Source organism: Dactylosporangium sp. CS-047395 (assembly GCF_050942185.1).
Classification (GTDB): domain Bacteria; phylum Actinomycetota; class Actinomycetes; order Mycobacteriales; family Micromonosporaceae; genus Dactylosporangium.
On record NZ_CP192015.1, the window covers coordinates 9,438,481 to 9,455,098 of the forward strand.

Sequence of the window (16,618 nt, forward strand, 5' to 3'; positions counted from 1 at the left end):
CTGCACGTCTGGCGAGTGCACCGCCGGGCCGTCCCGGCGATGTTCTGGTCCATGGCGTTCGACCGGCGGAAGGTCAGGCGCGGGGCCGAGTTCGCCAAGCTGCTCGGCACCGGGCGGGGCAGCGAGTTCGGCGTGGGCTCGGCCGACCTCACGCGCTGGGCCGCGATCGTCGTGACCGGCGCGCAGACCGAACCCGGGAAGCCCAGGATGCGCGGCGCCATCGCCCAGTGCACGCTGACGCTCGAGCCGATCGCCAGCCGGGGCACCTGGTCCGGAACGTCCCCGTTCACGCCGGAGACAGCCACGAAGTCCGATGGGCCCGTGGCCGTGCTGACCCGCGCGCGGCTGCGGGCCACGCGCGCGAGGGCGTTCTGGCGGGCCATCGATCCGGTCGGGGCGGCGCTCAACGACCCGGGCACCGAGGGGCTGCACTGCGCCTTCGGCTTCGGCGAGGCCCCCGTAGGATTCCAGGGCACGATGAGCGTCTGGCGCTCCGCGGCGGACGTCGTGCGGTTCGCGTACCGTCGGCCCGAGCACGCCGCGGTTGTGACGCGCACGGCGGAGCTGGGCTGGTATGCGGAGGAGCTGTTCGCACGGTTCCGCGTGCTCGGCATCGACGGCGACCGAGAGGTGATCGGGTGGAGGGACGGCCAGTGAGGCTCGTTCGGTGGCGCGGCGAGGACCTGCTCGATCGGCTCGACGACGTCATCGCCGTGTACGGGGAGGCCATGGGGTACTCCGTGCAGCTGCTCCAGACCCGCCGCGGCTACGTCGCCGGGCACACCCGCCGCGAGTCGTTCCAGGCGGTCGCCACGCTCGACGACGACAACAACCTGCTCGGCTTCGGGTACGGCTACCGCGGCACCGGCGGCCAGTGGTGGCACGACCAGGTGCGCAACGCCCTGCGCCGCGACGCGCGCAAGTTCTGGCTCACCGACTGCTTCGAGCTCGTCGAGCTGCACGTCCGCCCGCACGCGCAGGGGCACGGCATCGGCGCGCGCCAGCTGCACGAGCTGCTCACCAACGCCCCGCACCAGACCGTCCTGCTGTCCACGCCGGAGGCGCCCGAGGCCACCTCGCGGGCCTGGCGGCTGTACCGCCGGTTCGGTTTCGTCGACGTCCTGCGCCACTTCAACTTCCCGGGCGACGACCGCCCCTTCGCCGTGCTGGGCCGCCGGCTACCCCTGTGAAGGCGCTCTGGGCGCTCTTCGCCGCCCTGGTGCTCGCGGAGATCGCCTATCCGCTGACCGGCGGCACCGTGCGGACCGGCTTCGTCGTCGCCACCGTGGTCATCGGCTACGCCGTGTCGGTCGGGCACGCCTGGGCGACCCGCGGCCCGCGCACCGCCGGCGCCCTGGTCCTCGTCACGACCGGCGGCGGCTTCCTGGTCGAGGCGCTCGGGCGCGAGACCGGCTTCCCGTTCGGCGCCTACGACTACACCGCCGCGCTCGGCCCGCGGCTGCTCGGGGTGCCCCTGGTCATCCCGCTCGCTTGGACCTGGATGGCCTGGCCCGCCTGGGTGGCGGCGGGGCGGCTCGCCGCGCGCACGCTCCCGCGCGTCGCCGTGGCCGGGGCCGGGCTCGCCGCCTGGGATCTGTTCCTCGACCCGCAGATGGTTTCGCAACGGTACTGGCTGTGGCACACCGACACCGCCACCCTCCCCGGCGTCCCCGACATCCCGCTCACCAACTACCTCGGCTGGCTGCTCGTCGCCGTGGTCCTGATGGCCCTGCTGCGCGCGACGATCGGCCCGGACGCGCCGCAGCCCGGAACCGACGCGCCGATGTACGCGATGTACCTCTGGACGTACGCGTCGAGCGTCCTCGCCCACGCCGTGTTCCTCGGGCTGCCGGCGTCGGCCGCGTGGGGCGCGCTGGGCATGGGACTGGTCGCGATCCCGCTGGCGGTGCGGCTGTGGCGGTCCTGATCGCGTGCGCGGTGCTGCTCGCGCTCCTCGTCCACACGCTCGTCAACGCCCGGCTCCTGCGCCGCCCGGGCCCGGACGTGTCGCACGGGGACTCCGTGGCCGTCCTGCTGCCGCTGCGCAACGAGGCGGGCCGGGTCGAGCCGTGCCTGCGGGCGCTGCTGGCGCTGCCTCAGGAAGTACAACTGCTGATTTTGGACGACGGTTCCACCGACGGCACCGGCGATCTGGTGCGGCGTCTCGGTGGCGACCGGGTGACGCTGCTGGCCGGGAAGGATCTGCCGCCGGGCTGGCTGGGCAAGCCCCACGCGTGCCAGCAGCTGGCCGATGCGGCCGCCGACGCAACGGTACTCGTCTTCGTCGATGCCGATGTCGTGCTCGCCCCGGACGCCGTGGACCGCGCGGTCGCGTTGCTGCGGTCGTCCGGTGTGGACCTGCTCAGCCCGTACCCGCTGATCGAGACCGGCACCGCCGGCGAGCGCCTCGTCCAGCCGCTGCTGCAGTGGTCCTGGCTCACGTTCCTGCCGCTGCGGGCCATGGAGCGCTCGCCCCGCCCGTCGCTGGCCGCGGCCGGCGGGCAGTTCCTGGTCGTGCGGCGCGACGCGTACGTGCGCGCGGGCGGGCACGCGGCGGTGCGGGCCAAGGTGCTGGAGGACATCGAGCTCGCCCGCGCGATCAAGCGCACCGGCGGGCGGATCGCGCTCGCGGACGGGGCGGGGCTGGCGCGCTGCCGGATGTACACCTCCTGGGGCGAGCTGCGCGAGGGCTACTCGAAGTCGCTGTGGGCGTCGTTCGGCTCCCCCGCGGGCGCGGCGGCGGTGCTGGCGCTGCTGCTCGCCCTCTACGTCGTCGCACCCGCGTCCGTCCTGTTCGGACAGTGGTGGGGTCTGCTCGCGTACGGCCTGGGCGTCGCCGGTCGCCTCGTGAGCGCCCGCGCGACGGGGGGCCGTGCGCTGCCCGACGCGCTCGCCCACCCGGTGTCGGTGCTGGTGTTCGCCTGGCTGGTCGTGCGCTCGTACGGGTACCGACGCAGAACCGTGTGGAAGGGGCGCCCGACGTGGCTGCCGTAGTCGTCATCGGGGCCGGGGTCGGCGGGCTGTCGGCGGCCGCCCGGCTCGCCGCGGCCGGGCACCGGGTGAGCGTGTTCGAGCAGGCCGAGACGGTGGGCGGCAAGCTCGGGCGGCACGTGCGCGAGACGGGCGCCGGGACGTTCCGCTTCGACACCGGGCCCAGCCTGTTCACGCTGCCCCAGGTCGCGGCCGAGCTGTTCGCCTCGACGGGCGGCGGCGGGCTGGACCTGGTGCCGCTCGACCCGATCGTGCGCCACCACTTCCCGGACGGCTCCACGCTGGACTCGGCGGCCGGCGACGCGTTCGCCGAACGGATCGCGGCGGCGTTCGGCGCGGAGGCGGCCGCGGACTGGCGGCGGCTGTGGCGGCGGGCCGGGCGCGTCTGGGCCGCGTCGTGGCGGCACGTGCTGACCGCGCCCGTGGACAATCCGCTGCGGATGGCCGGCCTCGCGTGGCGGCTGCGCGACCTCGCCGCGATCGCCCCCGGCCGGAGCCTGCGCGGCCTGGGCCGTTCACAGCTGCGCGACCCGCGGCTGCGGATGCTGCTGGACCGGTACGCGACGTACACCGGCGCCGACCCCCGCCGCGCCCCGGCCGCGCTGCTGGCGATCCCGTTCGCGGAGCTGGAGTACGGCGGGTGGTACCTGCGCGGCGGCCTGCGCACCCTCGCGGACGAGCTGCTGGCCCGCTGCGAGGAGCTGGGCGTGCGCGTCGTCACCGGGGCGGCCGTCCGCTCGATCACCGTGACCGGCTCCCGCGCGGCGGGCGTGGTCCTGGCCGACGGCACCGCGGTTCCCGCGGACGTGGTGGTCGCAAACGCCGATGCCCTTCAGGTGTACCGCGAGCTGCTCCCCCGCCCCCGCCAGGCCCGGAAGCTGGAGGCGCGCAGCCTGGGCGGCTTCGTGCTCCTGCTGGGCCTGCGCGGCCGCACGCCGGGCCTCGCGCATCACACGGTCTTCTTCCCGCGCGACTACGACGCCGAGTTCGATGCCATCTTCGGTACCGCACCCCGCCCCGTCCCCGACCCGACGATCTTCGTGACGTCGCCCGACGACCCCCTCGTCCGCCCGGACGGCCACGAGGGCTGGTTCGTGCTGGTGAACGCCGCCCCGCAGGGCCCGGTCGACTGGAGGGCGGCCGGCGAGGACTACGCCGACCGGGTGCTCGACGTGCTCGCCGCGCGCGGCCACGACGTGCGGGACCGCCTGCTCTTCCGCGACGTGCTGACCCCGGCCGACCTGGAGCGCTCGACGTTCTCACCAGGAGGAGCCATCTACGGTACGGCCAGTCACGGCCTCCTACGCCCCCCGAACCGCGCCCCGCTCCCGGGCCTGTTCCTGGTGGGCGGCTCGGTCCACCCGGGCGGCGGGCTGCCACTGGTCATGCTGTCCGCGAAGATCGTCGCCGACCTCATCGGAGCCGGCTGATCAGCGGCACCAGCTCCCGCTCCTCAAGGGCGAAGTGCTCCTCGAGCTCAACCGCCATCCGCTCCAGCGTCGCCGCATCGGGCTGCTGCTCAATCTGCCGGGCGATCCGCTCATGCTCGGCCCGCAGCCGCCGCAGCAGCGGAGCGGCCTCGGGAAACGCCACCTCGACCCGGGGAAACACGGCGTCCTCGTTGCGATGATGCGCCCCGAGCGCGGCACAGAACGCCAGGCAGTGCACCCGCGGGTCACGCCGCGCCGCGGCCAGATCCCGGCGCAGCGCGTCGTGGATGGTGGCAAGCATCTGCGCCGCCGCGCGGAGCCGGTCCTCTTCATCGGTCACGACCAGCCATTTGAGGCCGGTTCCCGGACGGCCGCAACCGGGTTTCGGGCGACGCTTGATGTGCCGGATTCGCGGACGGGCCGGCGCGCTTCGGATGATGCTTGATTTGTCGGATTCGCGGACGGCGCTGGCGCGCCTTGGGCGAATCCGACAAATCCGCATTTAAGTCGCGCTGGGCGACACGCTGGGTTTGCGCCGGGAAACGGTGCTGCGTGTCAGCGGAGGATCTTGTGGACGGCCCGCAGGAGCTGGGCGAAGCCGACGAGCGCGACGAGCAGGGCCGCCGCCATCGTGACCGTCGCCGCGCGCTCGTCGAACAGGGTCGCGAGGAGGCCGAAGATGGCCAGGAGGATTCGCGTGGGGCGTTCGGCGACGGTGACCGCGCCGATGTCGGTCATGCCGGCGGCGGAGGCGCGCGCCCGGACGTACTCGTGCAGCCACATCACGCCGCCCGCCGCCACAACCAGCCACAGCGGGGCACCGAGGAGCGCGAAGGCGAGCAGCCAGGCGGCCTCGGACAGGCGGTCGGCGGCGGCGTCGTACACCTGGCCCAGGCGCGTGGCCCGCTCGGCGACCACCGCCAGCACGCCGTCGACCGTGTCGGCGAGGGCCGAGCACAGGATCAGGAGAGCGGCCAACAGGGGACCGGCGGGGAGGAGGGCGACAACGGGTACACAAGCGGAAAGCAGCAGGCCGAGGGACGTGACGGCGTTGGGGCTGCGCACGCCCACCCGCAGCAGCGCGGTGCCCATCGCGTGACCGAGGCGCAGCCAGCCGCGGACGAGGGCGGGCGCCTCGCGCGGGTCGTAGCCGCCGTGCACGGCCGACCAGCGCTCGGCATATGCCTCCCAGTCGAGCGGCTCAGGCGCGCGCACCGACGCCGAGCTGCTGCCAGACCTCGCGGGTCGCGGTGGACCGGTTGAAGGTGATGTAGTGGATGCCCGGCACGCCCTCGTCGAGCAGGCGCTGGCTCATCTCGGTCGCGTGGTCGATGCCCAGCCGGCGCACGGCCTCCGGGTCGTCGGCGACGCGCTCGAACCGCGCGGCCAGGTCCGGCGGGAACGGGGCGCCGGAGAGCTGCTGGGAGCGCGCGATGGTGCCGATCTTGGTGACCGGCATGAGCCCGGCCACGATCGGCGTGTCGCACCCGGCCGCGGCGACCCGGTCGCGCAGCCGAAGGTAGTCGTCGACGTCGAAGAACATCTGCGTGATGGCGAAGTCGGCACCGGCCCGGCACTTGCTCACGAAGTTGGCGGTGTCCGCCTCGACGTCGCTCGACCTCGGATGCTTGTACGGGAACGCGGCCACGCCGATGCTGAAGTCCCCGGCCTCGTGGACGAGCCGGACCAGGTCCTCGGCGTAGAGCACGCCGTCGGGGTGGCGGACCCACTCGCCCATCGGGTCGCCGGGCGGATCGCCGCGCACCAGCAGGAAGTTGCGGATGCCGGCCCCGGCCAGCTGGCCGATGACGTTGCGCAGCTCCGCGATGGAGTGGTTCACCGCGGTCAGGTGGGCCATGGGCAGCAGCGTGGTCTCCGTCGCGACCCGCTCGGTCACGGCCACGGTGGTGTCCCGGGTGGTGCCGCCGGCCCCGTACGTGATCGACACGAACGACGGCTGCAGCGACTCCAGCTCCCGGATCGCCTGCCAGAGCAGCCGCTCCCCCTCGGGCGTCTTGGGTGGCGAGAACTCGAACGAGAACGTGGGGCCGTGCTGCGCGATCAGGTCACCGATCGCGGCCGGCCGGCCGGCCATGACAGAGGGAAGTCCGAGAGCCACGCCCTGAACTCTAATGCTTCGCCCCGGCAAGCAGGCACTCCCCACTTGCCGGGCGGAACTGTCGTACCCCTGGGGTAGAAAGGGGGTCGGATATTGCTTCGGGTGGGCGGCGGCCCCGCGGGGCGATGTCCGCCGGGAGGTGGAACATGCCTGTCCGACCAAGCCCCGACCCCGGCGCCGGCGAGACCTTCGGCGCCCTGCTGACCCGTCTGCGCCTCGCGCGGGGTCGATCCCAGCTGCGTCTGGCCGAGGCCCTGTGCGCGGCCGCGGGCGTGCCGACGATCACACGGCACGAGGTCTCCCGCTGGGAACGCGGCGAGCGCGTGCCGAGCCCGTCATGGCTGGCGTGGATCGCCGTCGTCCTCGAGGCGCCCCTGGAGGAACTGGAGCGCGCGGCGACCTGCTCCCGCCGCGGCCGGCATCCGGCCCGCCCGGCGCCGCCGGAGGAGGGCGAGCGGCGGGCCGGGGCGCCCGGGGCCGGGACCGCCGAGCGCACGGCCCGGCGCCGGGAGGCGGCGGCGGGCGCGGTGATCGGGCCGCAGCGGGTGGCGGAGCTGCGCCGGATGGACGATCTCGTGTCCGGGACCGAGGTGGTCCGGGTCGTGCGGGACGCGTATGCGGCGGCCGTGCGGCAGGTCGCGGACCGCCCGCCGGTGCCGATCCGGGCGGCGCCGGCCTCGGTGCGGGCGCGGCTCGGGCTGGTGGCCGAGTTGGCCCAGCTCGCCGTCTGGGCCGGGGTGGACGCCGGGGCCGCGGTCGGCGGGCGGGCCGTCACCGGCCTGGTGCGCGACGGGGTCCGGGCGGCGCTGCGCGGCGGGCAGCGGGCCCTGGCCGGGCACCTGCTCGGATGCCTGGCGCAGCTGCGCGCCGAGGACGGCGACGGGCCGGGCGCGCTGCGGATGGCCCGGGCGGCGCGCCGGATCGCGGAGCCGGCCGATGCCGGGACGCTGGCGGTGTTGTGGCTGCGGGAGGCGTACGCCGCCGCCGTCCAGGGCGAGCGGGGGCGGTGCGACGCGGCCCTGGCGGCGGCCGAGCGTGCGCACGAACGGCGAAGGCCGGAGCACGACCCGCCCTGGCTCTACTGGCTGGACGACGTCCACCTCGCGGCCGCGAGCGGGCGGTGCCATGCGGCGCTCGGGCGGCACCGGGTCGCGCTCCGGCTCCTCGACGACGCCGTGCGGGAGCCCGGCGGGGTGAAGGTGGAAGGGCCTCGATCCGGGTCGTGGCGCAAGGGTGCGGGCCGAGCGGGGACGCGGGGCGGCGGGGTGCGCCTGCGGGGGCTCGGGCTGGTGCAGGTGGCCCGCGCCCGGGCGCTGGTCGCCGCCGGCGAGCTCGACGCGGCCTGCGCGGCGGCGGAGGAGGCGGTGCTGACCGGCGTGCGGTGCGGGTCCGTGCGGGTGGCCCGCGACCTCGCCGGCGTGCAGCCCGACCTGCGGCGGGCGGGCCGGCACCGGGCGTTCGCCGACCTGTACGAGTCGGCCCGCTGGACGGCGCTCGATCCGGCCGGGACGGCGGCGCGGACACCGGGAGAGGAGCAGTCGATGCCGGATTGAAGCCGGCGCCCGAACCGGCGCGGCACCACAGCACGGCACCACAGCACGGCACCACAGCACGGCACCACAGCACGGCACCACAGCACGGCACCACAGCACGGCACCACAGCACGGCACCACAGCACGGCACCACAGCACGGCACCACAGCACGGCACCACAGCACGGCACCACAGCACGGCACGGCACCACAGCACGGCACCACAGCACGGCACCACAGCACGGCACCACAGCACGGCACCACAGCACGGCACCACAGCACGGCACCACAGCACGGCACCACAGCACGGCACCACAGCACGGCACCACAGCACGGCACCACAGCACGGCACCACAGCACGGCACCACAGCACGGCACCACAGCACGGCACCACAGCGCGGCACCACAGCGCGGCACCACAGCGCGGCACCACAGCGCGGCACCACAGCGCGGCGCCGAGGGAGGATTGCAGGAGGAACGGGGGGAACGTGCTGCGCTCCTGGGTGAAATGCTCCGGTTTGGGCGGGCGGGCCGGTGCGACGGCGGCGAGCGGTTCGGCGAGGTGGCGGTTCTCGGGCTAGCGTCTCTGGCGTGACCCACCCCTTCCTCGACCGGGCCGACCTGCGTGAGCGGGTTCGCGGCGCGCTCGACGCGTTTCTGCAGCGGCGGCGGCTCCGGCTGGCCGAGATTGAGCCCGACGCGCTCGCGCCCGTCGCCGAGGCGGTCGAGGCGCTGGTGCTCGGCGGAGGGAAGCGGCTGCGGCCGGCGTTCGCGTACTGGGGGTATCGCGGAGCCGGCGGCGCGGACCGGGACGAGATCGTGGCCGCCGTGGCCGCGCTGGAGCTCGTGCAGGCCAGCGCGCTGATCCACGACGACGTGATGGACGGGTCCGAGACCCGGCGGGGCGAGCCGGCCGTGCACCGGCGGTTCGCGGCGCTGCACGGGGCCCAGGGCTGGCGCGGCGACGGCGACGGGTTCGGGACGGCGGCGGCGATCCTGCTCGGGGACCTCTGCCTGGTCTGGTCCGACGAGATGCTGCACGCCAGCGGGGTCGATCCCGAGACGCTGGCCCGGGCGCGGCCGGTGTTCGACGCCATGCGGACCGAGGTGACCATCGGGCAGTACCTCGACGTGCAGACGCAGGCCACCGGCGACACCTCGACGGCGCGGGCCAGCCTGGTGGCGCGGTTCAAGTCGGCCAAGTACACGATCGAGCAGCCGCTCGTGCTCGGGGCGGCGCTGGCCGGGCGGGAGCAGCTGAGCAAGGCGTACTCCGCGTTCGGGCTCCCCCTCGGCGAGGCGTTCCAGCTGCGCGACGACGTGCTCGGGGTGTTCGGCGACCCCGCCGTGACCGGCAAGCCGGCCGGGGACGACCTGCGGGAGGGCAAGCGGACCTACCTGATCGCCGCCGCCATCGAGCAGGCCGGCACGGCGGTGTTCGACGACCATCTCGGCGACCCGCGGCTCGACGAGCAGGGGGTGGCCCTGCTGCGCAAGACGATCGTGGAGAGCGGGGCGCTGCGGCGGACCGAGGACCGGATCGCTCAGCTGACCGAAGAGGCGCTCCAGGCCCTGGGCGAGGCGGAGATCACCGACGAGGCCCGCGAGGTGCTCACCGGTCTGGCCCAGGCGGCGACGCAGCGGGCGGTTTGACGAAGACCCAGAGCGCCAGCGTGCTCAGGACCAGTGCGAAGCCGAAGGCCAGGTCCTCGATCGGGGCGTGGACGAGCCGGATGCCGAGGATGTCGGACGGGTTGTAGAGCACGACTCCGCGTCCGGTCAGGATGCCGTTGGACAGCAGCTGGAAGACCACCACGATCGGGTACGAGAGCCAGAACACGCGACCCAGGACGAGGCGCGTGCGCAGCACGAGCACATCCAGTACCAATGCTGCGGCCACACCCAGAAGGGCCGCCGCGGTGTAGGTCACCGCCGTGACCACCGCAGCAGGGTCTGCCTGGTCGCCTCGAAGCCGAGGATCGCGCACACCGGGACGACCAGGAAGAACAGCAGCTCCTCCAGCGGGAGGTCACCCGGGAGGATGACACCGACGATCTGCCGGGGGTCGAAGTGCCAGTGACCGGCGCGAATGGCCAGCAGGTCCCAGACGACGAAGACCAGGGCCACCGGCGCGATGGTCAGCACCAGGCGCCGGACCTGGCGCAGCACACCCACCTTGAGCAGCGGTTCGAGCCACAGCGCGCCGAACAGGCAGCCCGCCAGGACCAGCAGGTAGGTCCAGCGCACCGTCAGAAGCCCAGGGCCTGAGCGCGCCGCTTGACCTCGGTCGCGCGGTTGCCGCGCAGGGCCTCGGCGGGGGTGCCGGGCAGCGACTCATCCGGCGTGTACAGCCACCGCAGGGCCTCCGCCTCGTTGTACCCAGCGTCATACAACACCGTCAACACGCCGGGAAGGTGCTTGACCACCGCCCCCTCCGCGATGAAGTCCGCGGGGACGCGCAGGACACCGTTCTCCCGGACGGCGATCAGGGAGTGGTCGCGCACCAGCTGGTGCACCCGGTTCACCGGGATGCCGAGGCGTTCCGCGACGTCGGGCATGGTCAGCCATTCGGCCGGGCCGACAGGTTCATCACTCACAGAAGCACAGTAATCGGTGCAGCGCGATCGGAAGGAACGGGCAGTGGGGGTCTGGCTCAAGGTTCACCGTGAGGTCGCCGGTGCCTGGCGCTCCGCGTGCTACGACATGTACCGGCACGCGAGCCGCCGGCGCGCGGTGCGGCTGCGGATGGCGGACACCGCGGAGTACGCGCCCCGCAACCACCGGGGTCAGCACGTGATGCGCGCGCCCAACCGGAACAAGGCGGCCGCCACGACCGGAGTCGCGCTGCTGGTCGCGGGGGGCGCCGCCGGCACGTACCTCGCGGTGGCGGGGAGCCTCGCCGCGCTGCAGCCCGAGCCGGCCGAGCCGCCGATGGCCGCGCCGGCCGCGCCCGTGCTGAGCACCGGGACCGCGCCGAGCCAGATCCAGCCGCCCGCGCCGCAGCCGACGCAGGCGCGGCCGCAGGTGCGCCGGACCACGCCGCAGAACGTGCTGGCGATGCCGGAGATTCAGGCCCCGCCGGCGGTACCGACGCAGCAGACCTCGGATCCGGAGAGCACTCCGACGCCGACGCCCAGCGTCTCACCCACCGCGAAGCCCAGCGAGACGGCCGGCCCGTCACCGTCCGTGAGCAGTCCGTCGCCCTCCCCGTCGTGGACGAAGCGCTCGAAATGGGGACAAAAATCCGCCGACGGTACCGCTGCGGGCCAATCCCGCGCCGGGCGCTGAGTAATCGCGGTTCCCAGCCGTACACTCGCAGCCAATGGATACCACGGTCGCCGATCCTCTCCTCGGTGCGCTTGTCGACGGGCGCTACCGCGTTCGCTCGCGTGTCGCCAAGGGCGGCATGGCGACGGTGTACACGGCGCTCGACGAGCGCCTCGAGCGCACCGTCGCGTTGAAGATCATTCATCCGGCGCAGTCGCGGGATCCACTGTTCGTGGACCGGTTCACCGACGAGGCCAAGACGATCGCCCGGCTCACCCACCCGAACGTGGTGGCCGTGTACGACCAGGGCACGCACCACGGGCTGCCGTACCTGATCATGGAGTACGTCCGCGGCCACACCCTGCGCGAACTGCTCGCCGAGCGCCGCCGCCTGCAGCCGCAGGAGGCCCTCGCGATCATGGAGCAGATGCTCGCCGCGATCGCCGCCGCGCACCGCGCCGGGCTCGTGCACCGCGACGTCAAGCCCGAGAACGTGCTGGTCGCCGAGTCGCCGGGCGACGCCCACAACCTGATCGACGGCGTGGTCAAGGTGGCCGACTTCGGCCTCGCCCGCGCGGTCGAGGCGAGCGCCGACGAGACCGGCTCGCACCTGATGGCCACCGTCGCCTACGTCGCGCCCGAGCTCGTCACCGACGGGCACGCCGACCCGCGCACCGACGTGTACTCGGCCGGCATCGTGCTCTTCGAGATGCTCACCGGCCGGGTGCCCTACGAGGCCGACCGCCCCGTCGAGGTCGCCTGGCAGCACGTCGACCGCGACGTGCCCTTCCCCTCGCGGTACGTGCCGGGGCTGCCCTCCGCCGTGGACGACCTCGTGGCCCGCGCGACCCGCCGCGACCCGGGCGGCCGCCCGACCGACGCCGGCGCGATGCTCGCCGAGGTGCAGGCCGTCCGCGAGGACATCGGCACCGCGACCGGCGCCCGCAACCGCCAGGTGGCCCCGCCGACCGTGATGGTCCCGCGGGTCGAGTCGGTGCCGCAGACGCACGCGCAGTCGTACCCGCAGACCCAGACCTATCAGGCCAGCCGCCGCCCGTCGTGGGCCCGGCTGCCCGCCACCGCTCCCCCGCAGCCGGTCGCCCGCCGCCACGGCGCCGCCGTCCCGCGCCGCGACGAGGGCGGGGGCGGCGGCCTGCAGGGGCTGCTCGCCCAGATCAACGCCAACCCGCGCACCCGGCTCGCGGTGATCGCCGGCATGCTCACCTTCGGGCTGCTGGTGGCCATCGGCGGGTACTGGTTCGGCGTCGGCCGCTACACCGACGCCCCCGACCTGCGGGCCAAGACCAAGGAGCAGGCGGCCCACCAGGCGAACGTCGCCGGGTTCAAGGTCAAGTGGACCGAGCCGAAGTTCGACGCGCAGGTGCCCAAGGACGAGGTCCTCAGCCAGGACCCGGCCGCCGGCGGGCGCATCCTCAGCGGCGGCACCATCACGCTCACCCTGTCGCTCGGCCCCGAGGTCTACAAGGTGCCGGACATCGCCGGCAAGGAGTGGGACCTCGCCCAGGTCGACCTGCAGGCCATGAAGATCACCGGGAACAAGACCGACAAGTTCGACGACGCCGTGCCCGCGGGCTACGTCGTGGACACCGACCCGAAGATCGGCACCCAGGTCCAGCCGGGCCAGGCCATCACGGTGTTCGTGAGCAAGGGCCCCAACCCGGTGAAGGTCCCGCTGGTCGTCGGCAAGACGCTCGAGCAGGCCAAGTCCGACCTCGGCAAGGTGAAGATCGCCGTCGGCAAGGTCGAGGAGGTCGAGAGCGACAAGCCGAAGGGCCAGGTCGTCTCGCAGAGCATCGCCGACGGCAACAGCGTCGCCGACGGCATGTCCATGGACCTGCAGATCTCCAAGGGCCCGGCCCAGATCCCGATGCCCGAGGTGCGCGGGATGCCGCTCGACCAGGCCAAGGCGCTGCTCGAGTCGCAGGGCCTGGTGGTCGACGTGCAGGGCTTCGGCACGGTACGCCAGCAGAACCCGCCGCCCCAGACGCCGGTCACGCCGGGGCAGCACGTGTCGCTGTTCGCCTTCTTCTAAATGGCCGAGTTCCTGAGCGCTCCGGTCGGCGGGCACGCACCCGCCGCCGGAGGTCTCGCCAAGGCCGCCCTGCGCTACGTGCAGGCGACGACGGCGTCCGCGGTGCAGGTGTACGTGTCCAACCCGCGCGGCTGGGCGCTGACCGAGGGCGACCCGAAGCAGGACGACGGCTTCCTCAAGGGCTGCGCCGAGCACGGGGTGACCGCCTACGTGCACGCGGCACTGCTGGTGAACCTCGGCTCGCCGACGGAGGTCACGGTCGAGCGCTCGGTGGCCACCCTCTCCCACGCGTTGCGCCGCGCCCACGCGATCGGGGCGCGGGGCGTGGTCTTCCACGCGGGCTCGGCGGTGGATGCCGAGCATGCCGGAAAGGCCTTTTCGACGGTACGGCGAGTGCTCCTCCCCCTCCTCGACCGCGCCGCCGCCGAGGGCTGGCCGCCGCTGCTCGTGGAGCCGAGCGCGGGCGGCGGGCGGTCCCTCGCCTCGCGGGTCGAGCACCTGGCCGAGTACCTCGCCGCCGTCGACCACCACCCGCTCCTCGGCGTCTGCTTCGACACCTGCCACGCGTGGGCGGCCGGGCACGACCTGGCCACCCCGGGCGGCATGACGGCGACCGTGGACGCGCTGGTGGCCGCGGCCGGCGCGGACCGGCTCAAGCTCATCCACGCCAACGACTCCAAGGACACGTGCGGGTCGCTGCGGGACCGGCACGAATCGCTGGGCAAGGGCCTGATCGGCGCGGCGGCGTTCGGCGAGCTGCTCGCGCACCCGGCCGCCCGCGGCGTGCCAGTGGTCGTGGAGACGCCGAGCGGCGACGACCACGCGGACCACGCGGCGGACATCGCCTTGCTGCGGGCCGCTGCTCCTACGTCCTGATGTCGTGAGCGGATATGTCGGGCGCTGGCGCGCCGCGACATATCCGACATTTCGTATATGCGAACTTTCACGCGGGTACCGCGGGCGGGTTGTGAAGGCAGCGCGGCGAGGACGGTCGCCGCTAGGGTGGCCAACCGTGAGCGATCGTCAGGCGCGGCGTGATCTCAACCTGCTCGCCGCCGGACTGGCCCTGTCCACCGCCGGCGACGCCGCCGCCCTCGTAGCGCTCCTCCTGCGCCTCCAACCCCACGGCAGCACGTGGGTGGCCGGGCTGCTGGCCGCCGAGCTCATCCCGTACATCGTGCTGGCCCCGCTCACCGGCCGCGTGGTCGACCGCTTCGAGACCCGCCGCGTCCTGCTCATCGCGCTGGCCGGCCAGGCCGTCCTCTGCGTCCCCCTCGCCCTCGCCGAGCCGCTCTGGGCCACCCTCGCGCTCTTCGCCGGCATCATGGCGCTCTCCGCCTTCGTCCGCCCCGCCACCTCCGCCCTGGTGCCGGCGATCACGGGCAAGGAGGAGGCCCAGCGCGGGTACTCCAGGCTGGCCACCGGCACCGGCCTGGGCTGGATCTTCGGCCCGGCCGCGGGTGGCCTGCTCACCGGCGCGTTCGGTCCCACAACGGCGATCCTGGCCGACGCCGCCACCTTCGCGCTGCTCACGCTGGCCTGCTCGGCCGTACGGGCCCGCAGGCACCCCGCCCCCGCCGACCCGGACGGCCCCACGGCGAGGGGCGGCCTGCGCCTGCTGTTCGGCGACCGCCTCCTGCGCACCGCGCTCATCGGCAGCGCCATCGCGATCAGCAGCGGCGTGATCGACAACGTGGCCGCGCCGTTCCGGTTCGTCGACCAGCTGCACGCCGGGGACTCCGGCTACGGCCTGTACCTCACGCTCTGGGGCCTCGGCGCGCTCGTCGGGGCCCAGCTCGTCCCGCGCATCCGGCTCTCCAGCGCGGTCCTGCTGGCCGTGGGAAACCTGCTGTGCGGGCTGGGCATCGCGGCCATCGGCCTCGCCCCGACGCTGGTGCTCGCCTTCGTGGCCTCGACGGCGGGCGGGATCGGCAACGGGTTCATGAACGTCACCCAGAGCGCGCTGATCAGCGAGCGCACCCCGGCCGCCCAGCACGGCCAGGCGTTCGCCGCCTCCGGGGCCGTCATCCAGACCGCAATGGGCGCCGGCACCGCGGTCGCGGCGCCACTGGTCGCCGCACTGCACGCGAACGGCGCGATGCTCACAGCGGGCCTGGTCACCGCCGCATCGTCCCTGGTAGCGCTCTTGATCACGCTACGAAACGGGCATAACCGATAAATCCGATATGTCGCGGCGCGCTGGCGCCCGACATATCGGATCACCATCACACCAGCGTGGGCAGCACCTTCACGGCGTGATCAATCCCGTCGGCGGACTGATCCATGTGCGTGACCAGGCGAACCAGCCGCCGCCCCAGCACCGAGACCAGAATGCCCTCCGCGCGGGCGGCCGCCGCGAAGGCCGGGCCGTCCACCGAGGCGCCGGAGAGGTCCAGCGGCACGATGTTGGTGCGGATGCGCGCGGGATCCACGACGCCGTGCGGGGCCAGGGCCACAGCCAGGCGGTGGGCCCGCTCGTGGTCCTCGGCGAGGCGCGGGATGTTGTGGCGCAGCGCGTACAGGCCGGCGGCGGCCAGGATGCCCGCCTGCCGCATGCCGCCGCCCAGCCGCTTGCGCAGCTTGCGGGCGGCCGCGATGCGCTCGGCGGAACCCACGATCAGCGAGCCGACCGGGGCGCCGAGGCCCTTGGACAGGCAGACCGAGAGGGAGTCGAAGAGCCGGCCGTAGTCGTGCAGCGGCACGCCGTCGGCCACGTGCGCGTGCCAGATCCGGGCCCCGTCGCAGTGCAGGTGGACGCCCGCCTCGTCGGCGATGGTGCGCAGGGAGCGCAGGGTGGCGAGCGGGATCACGGCACCGCCGAGGCGGTTGTGGGTCTGCTCGAGAGCAACGGCCCGCGTCGGTACCGCCACGAAGCCGTCCGGCCGGATCATGTCCGCCACGGTCGCGGGGTCGAGGTCGGCCGCGGCGGAGGGCCAGGTGCGGGTCGACACGCCGCCCAGGGCCGCGGCCGCGCCGATCTCGTCGGTGACCACGTGCGCGGCCGCGTCGCAGAGCAGCTCCTCGCCCCGCGGGACGGCGAGCTGCAGCGCGATCTGGTTGGCCATGGTGCCGCTCGGGCAGAACAGCGCCGCCTCGTGGCCGAAGAGCTCCGCGACGTACGCCTGCAGCTCGTGCAGCGTCGGGTCCTCGTCGAACACGTCGTCGCCGACCTCGGCCGTCGCCATCGCCTCCCGCATGGCCGCCGAGGGCCGGGTCAGCGTGTCGGA

The 16,618-nt window shown here is 74.0% G+C and carries 18 protein-coding genes; 11 read left to right on the forward strand and 7 right to left on the reverse strand.

The features are described from left to right. Positions 1–39: 39 nt before the first annotated feature. From ACQP00_RS44135 to ACQP00_RS44155, 5 genes are read left to right on the forward strand one after another with little or no spacing between them, the layout of a single operon-like run. Complete coding sequence (locus ACQP00_RS44135) at positions 40–657, forward strand: monooxygenase (RefSeq protein ID WP_433224209.1); 618 nt, start codon at positions 40–42, stop codon at positions 655–657. Further along, the gene (locus ACQP00_RS44140) at positions 654–1,190 is read left to right on the forward strand and encodes a GNAT family N-acetyltransferase (RefSeq protein WP_433049559.1); all 537 of its coding nucleotides are present in this window, start codon (positions 654–656) and stop codon (positions 1,188–1,190) included. Before ACQP00_RS44135 ends, ACQP00_RS44140 begins: the two co-directional genes overlap by 4 nt. After that, positions 1,187–1,927: a carotenoid biosynthesis protein gene (locus ACQP00_RS44145; protein ID WP_433208896.1), complete on the forward strand. Its 741-nt coding sequence runs from the start codon at positions 1,187–1,189 to the stop codon at positions 1,925–1,927. The genes ACQP00_RS44140 and ACQP00_RS44145 overlap by 4 nt, the downstream gene beginning before the upstream one ends. Continuing rightward, on the forward strand, positions 1,915–2,994 hold the full coding sequence (locus ACQP00_RS44150) for a glycosyltransferase (protein ID WP_433208899.1): 1,080 nt from the start codon (positions 1,915–1,917) through the stop codon (positions 2,992–2,994). The genes ACQP00_RS44145 and ACQP00_RS44150 overlap by 13 nt, the downstream gene beginning before the upstream one ends. Beyond that, complete coding sequence (locus ACQP00_RS44155; protein WP_433208902.1) at positions 2,982–4,421, forward strand: phytoene desaturase family protein; 1,440 nt, start codon at positions 2,982–2,984, stop codon at positions 4,419–4,421. The genes ACQP00_RS44150 and ACQP00_RS44155 overlap by 13 nt, the downstream gene beginning before the upstream one ends. On the opposite strand, the gene ACQP00_RS44160 is transcribed toward ACQP00_RS44155, so the two are convergent. From ACQP00_RS44160 to metF, 3 genes are all read right to left on the reverse strand, one after another. Then, positions 4,405–4,761 carry a hemerythrin domain-containing protein gene (locus tag ACQP00_RS44160; RefSeq protein WP_433208905.1) on the reverse strand — a complete coding sequence of 119 codons (357 nt, stop codon included), beginning with the start codon at positions 4,759–4,761 and terminating at the stop codon, positions 4,405–4,407. The two genes, ACQP00_RS44155 and ACQP00_RS44160, sit on opposite strands and share 17 nt — an antisense overlap. A gap of 215 nt (positions 4,762–4,976) precedes the next feature. Then, a complete protein-coding gene (locus tag ACQP00_RS44165; RefSeq protein WP_433208909.1) occupies positions 4,977–5,636 on the reverse strand; it encodes a CDP-alcohol phosphatidyltransferase family protein in 660 nt (219 codons plus the stop codon). Beyond that, positions 5,623–6,540 (reverse strand): methylenetetrahydrofolate reductase [NAD(P)H], encoded by a 918-nt coding sequence (gene metF, locus ACQP00_RS44170; RefSeq protein ID WP_433208912.1) that lies wholly within the window; start codon positions 6,538–6,540, stop codon positions 5,623–5,625. The genes ACQP00_RS44165 and metF overlap by 14 nt, the downstream gene beginning before the upstream one ends. A 146-nt stretch (positions 6,541–6,686) precedes the next feature. Between metF and ACQP00_RS44175 the strand changes: the two genes are divergently transcribed. Then, positions 6,687–8,093: a helix-turn-helix transcriptional regulator gene (locus ACQP00_RS44175; RefSeq protein ID WP_433208915.1), complete on the forward strand. Its 1,407-nt coding sequence runs from the start codon at positions 6,687–6,689 to the stop codon at positions 8,091–8,093. A gap of 569 nt (positions 8,094–8,662) precedes the next feature. Next, positions 8,663–9,724: a polyprenyl synthetase family protein gene (locus ACQP00_RS44180; RefSeq protein WP_433208918.1), complete on the forward strand. Its 1,062-nt coding sequence runs from the start codon at positions 8,663–8,665 to the stop codon at positions 9,722–9,724. On the opposite strand, the gene ACQP00_RS44185 is transcribed toward ACQP00_RS44180, so the two are convergent. Genes ACQP00_RS44185 through ACQP00_RS44195 form a run of 3 tightly spaced genes read right to left on the reverse strand, consistent with a single transcriptional unit; the run spans position 9,684 to position 10,629 of the window. Next, positions 9,684–10,013 (reverse strand): lycopene cyclase domain-containing protein, encoded by a 330-nt coding sequence (locus tag ACQP00_RS44185; protein WP_433208921.1) that lies wholly within the window; start codon positions 10,011–10,013, stop codon positions 9,684–9,686. The two genes, ACQP00_RS44180 and ACQP00_RS44185, sit on opposite strands and share 41 nt — an antisense overlap. Beyond that, positions 9,998–10,318, reverse strand: a complete 321-nt coding sequence (locus ACQP00_RS44190; RefSeq protein WP_433208924.1) for a lycopene cyclase domain-containing protein — start codon at positions 10,316–10,318, stop codon at positions 9,998–10,000. The genes ACQP00_RS44185 and ACQP00_RS44190 overlap by 16 nt, the downstream gene beginning before the upstream one ends. Before the next feature lie 2 nt (positions 10,319–10,320). Beyond that, positions 10,321–10,629 carry an Rv2175c family DNA-binding protein gene (locus ACQP00_RS44195; protein WP_433224211.1) on the reverse strand — a complete coding sequence of 103 codons (309 nt, stop codon included), beginning with the start codon at positions 10,627–10,629 and terminating at the stop codon, positions 10,321–10,323. 82 nt (positions 10,630–10,711) lie between these two features. Here ACQP00_RS44195 and ACQP00_RS44200 point away from each other — a divergent pair, with 82 nt between their 5' ends. From ACQP00_RS44200 to ACQP00_RS44215, 4 genes are all read left to right on the forward strand, one after another. Continuing rightward, positions 10,712–11,359, forward strand: coding sequence for a hypothetical protein (locus ACQP00_RS44200; RefSeq protein WP_433208927.1), 648 nt, complete (start codon positions 10,712–10,714; stop codon positions 11,357–11,359). Positions 11,360–11,393: 34 nt separating this feature from the next. Beyond that, positions 11,394–13,391: a protein kinase domain-containing protein gene (locus tag ACQP00_RS44205; RefSeq protein WP_433208930.1), complete on the forward strand. Its 1,998-nt coding sequence runs from the start codon at positions 11,394–11,396 to the stop codon at positions 13,389–13,391. Next, positions 13,392–14,267, forward strand: a complete 876-nt coding sequence (locus ACQP00_RS44210) for a deoxyribonuclease IV (RefSeq protein WP_433208933.1) — start codon at positions 13,392–13,394, stop codon at positions 14,265–14,267. A gap of 136 nt (positions 14,268–14,403) precedes the next feature. Continuing rightward, positions 14,404–15,570 (forward strand): MFS transporter, encoded by a 1,167-nt coding sequence (locus ACQP00_RS44215; protein WP_433208936.1) that lies wholly within the window; start codon positions 14,404–14,406, stop codon positions 15,568–15,570. Between the two features lie 46 nt (positions 15,571–15,616). Here the strand turns inward: ACQP00_RS44215 and ACQP00_RS44220 are convergent, their stop codons facing one another. Then, complete coding sequence (locus tag ACQP00_RS44220) at positions 15,617–16,588, reverse strand: threonine aldolase family protein (protein WP_433224212.1); 972 nt, start codon at positions 16,586–16,588, stop codon at positions 15,617–15,619. Positions 16,589–16,618 lie beyond the last annotated feature (30 nt).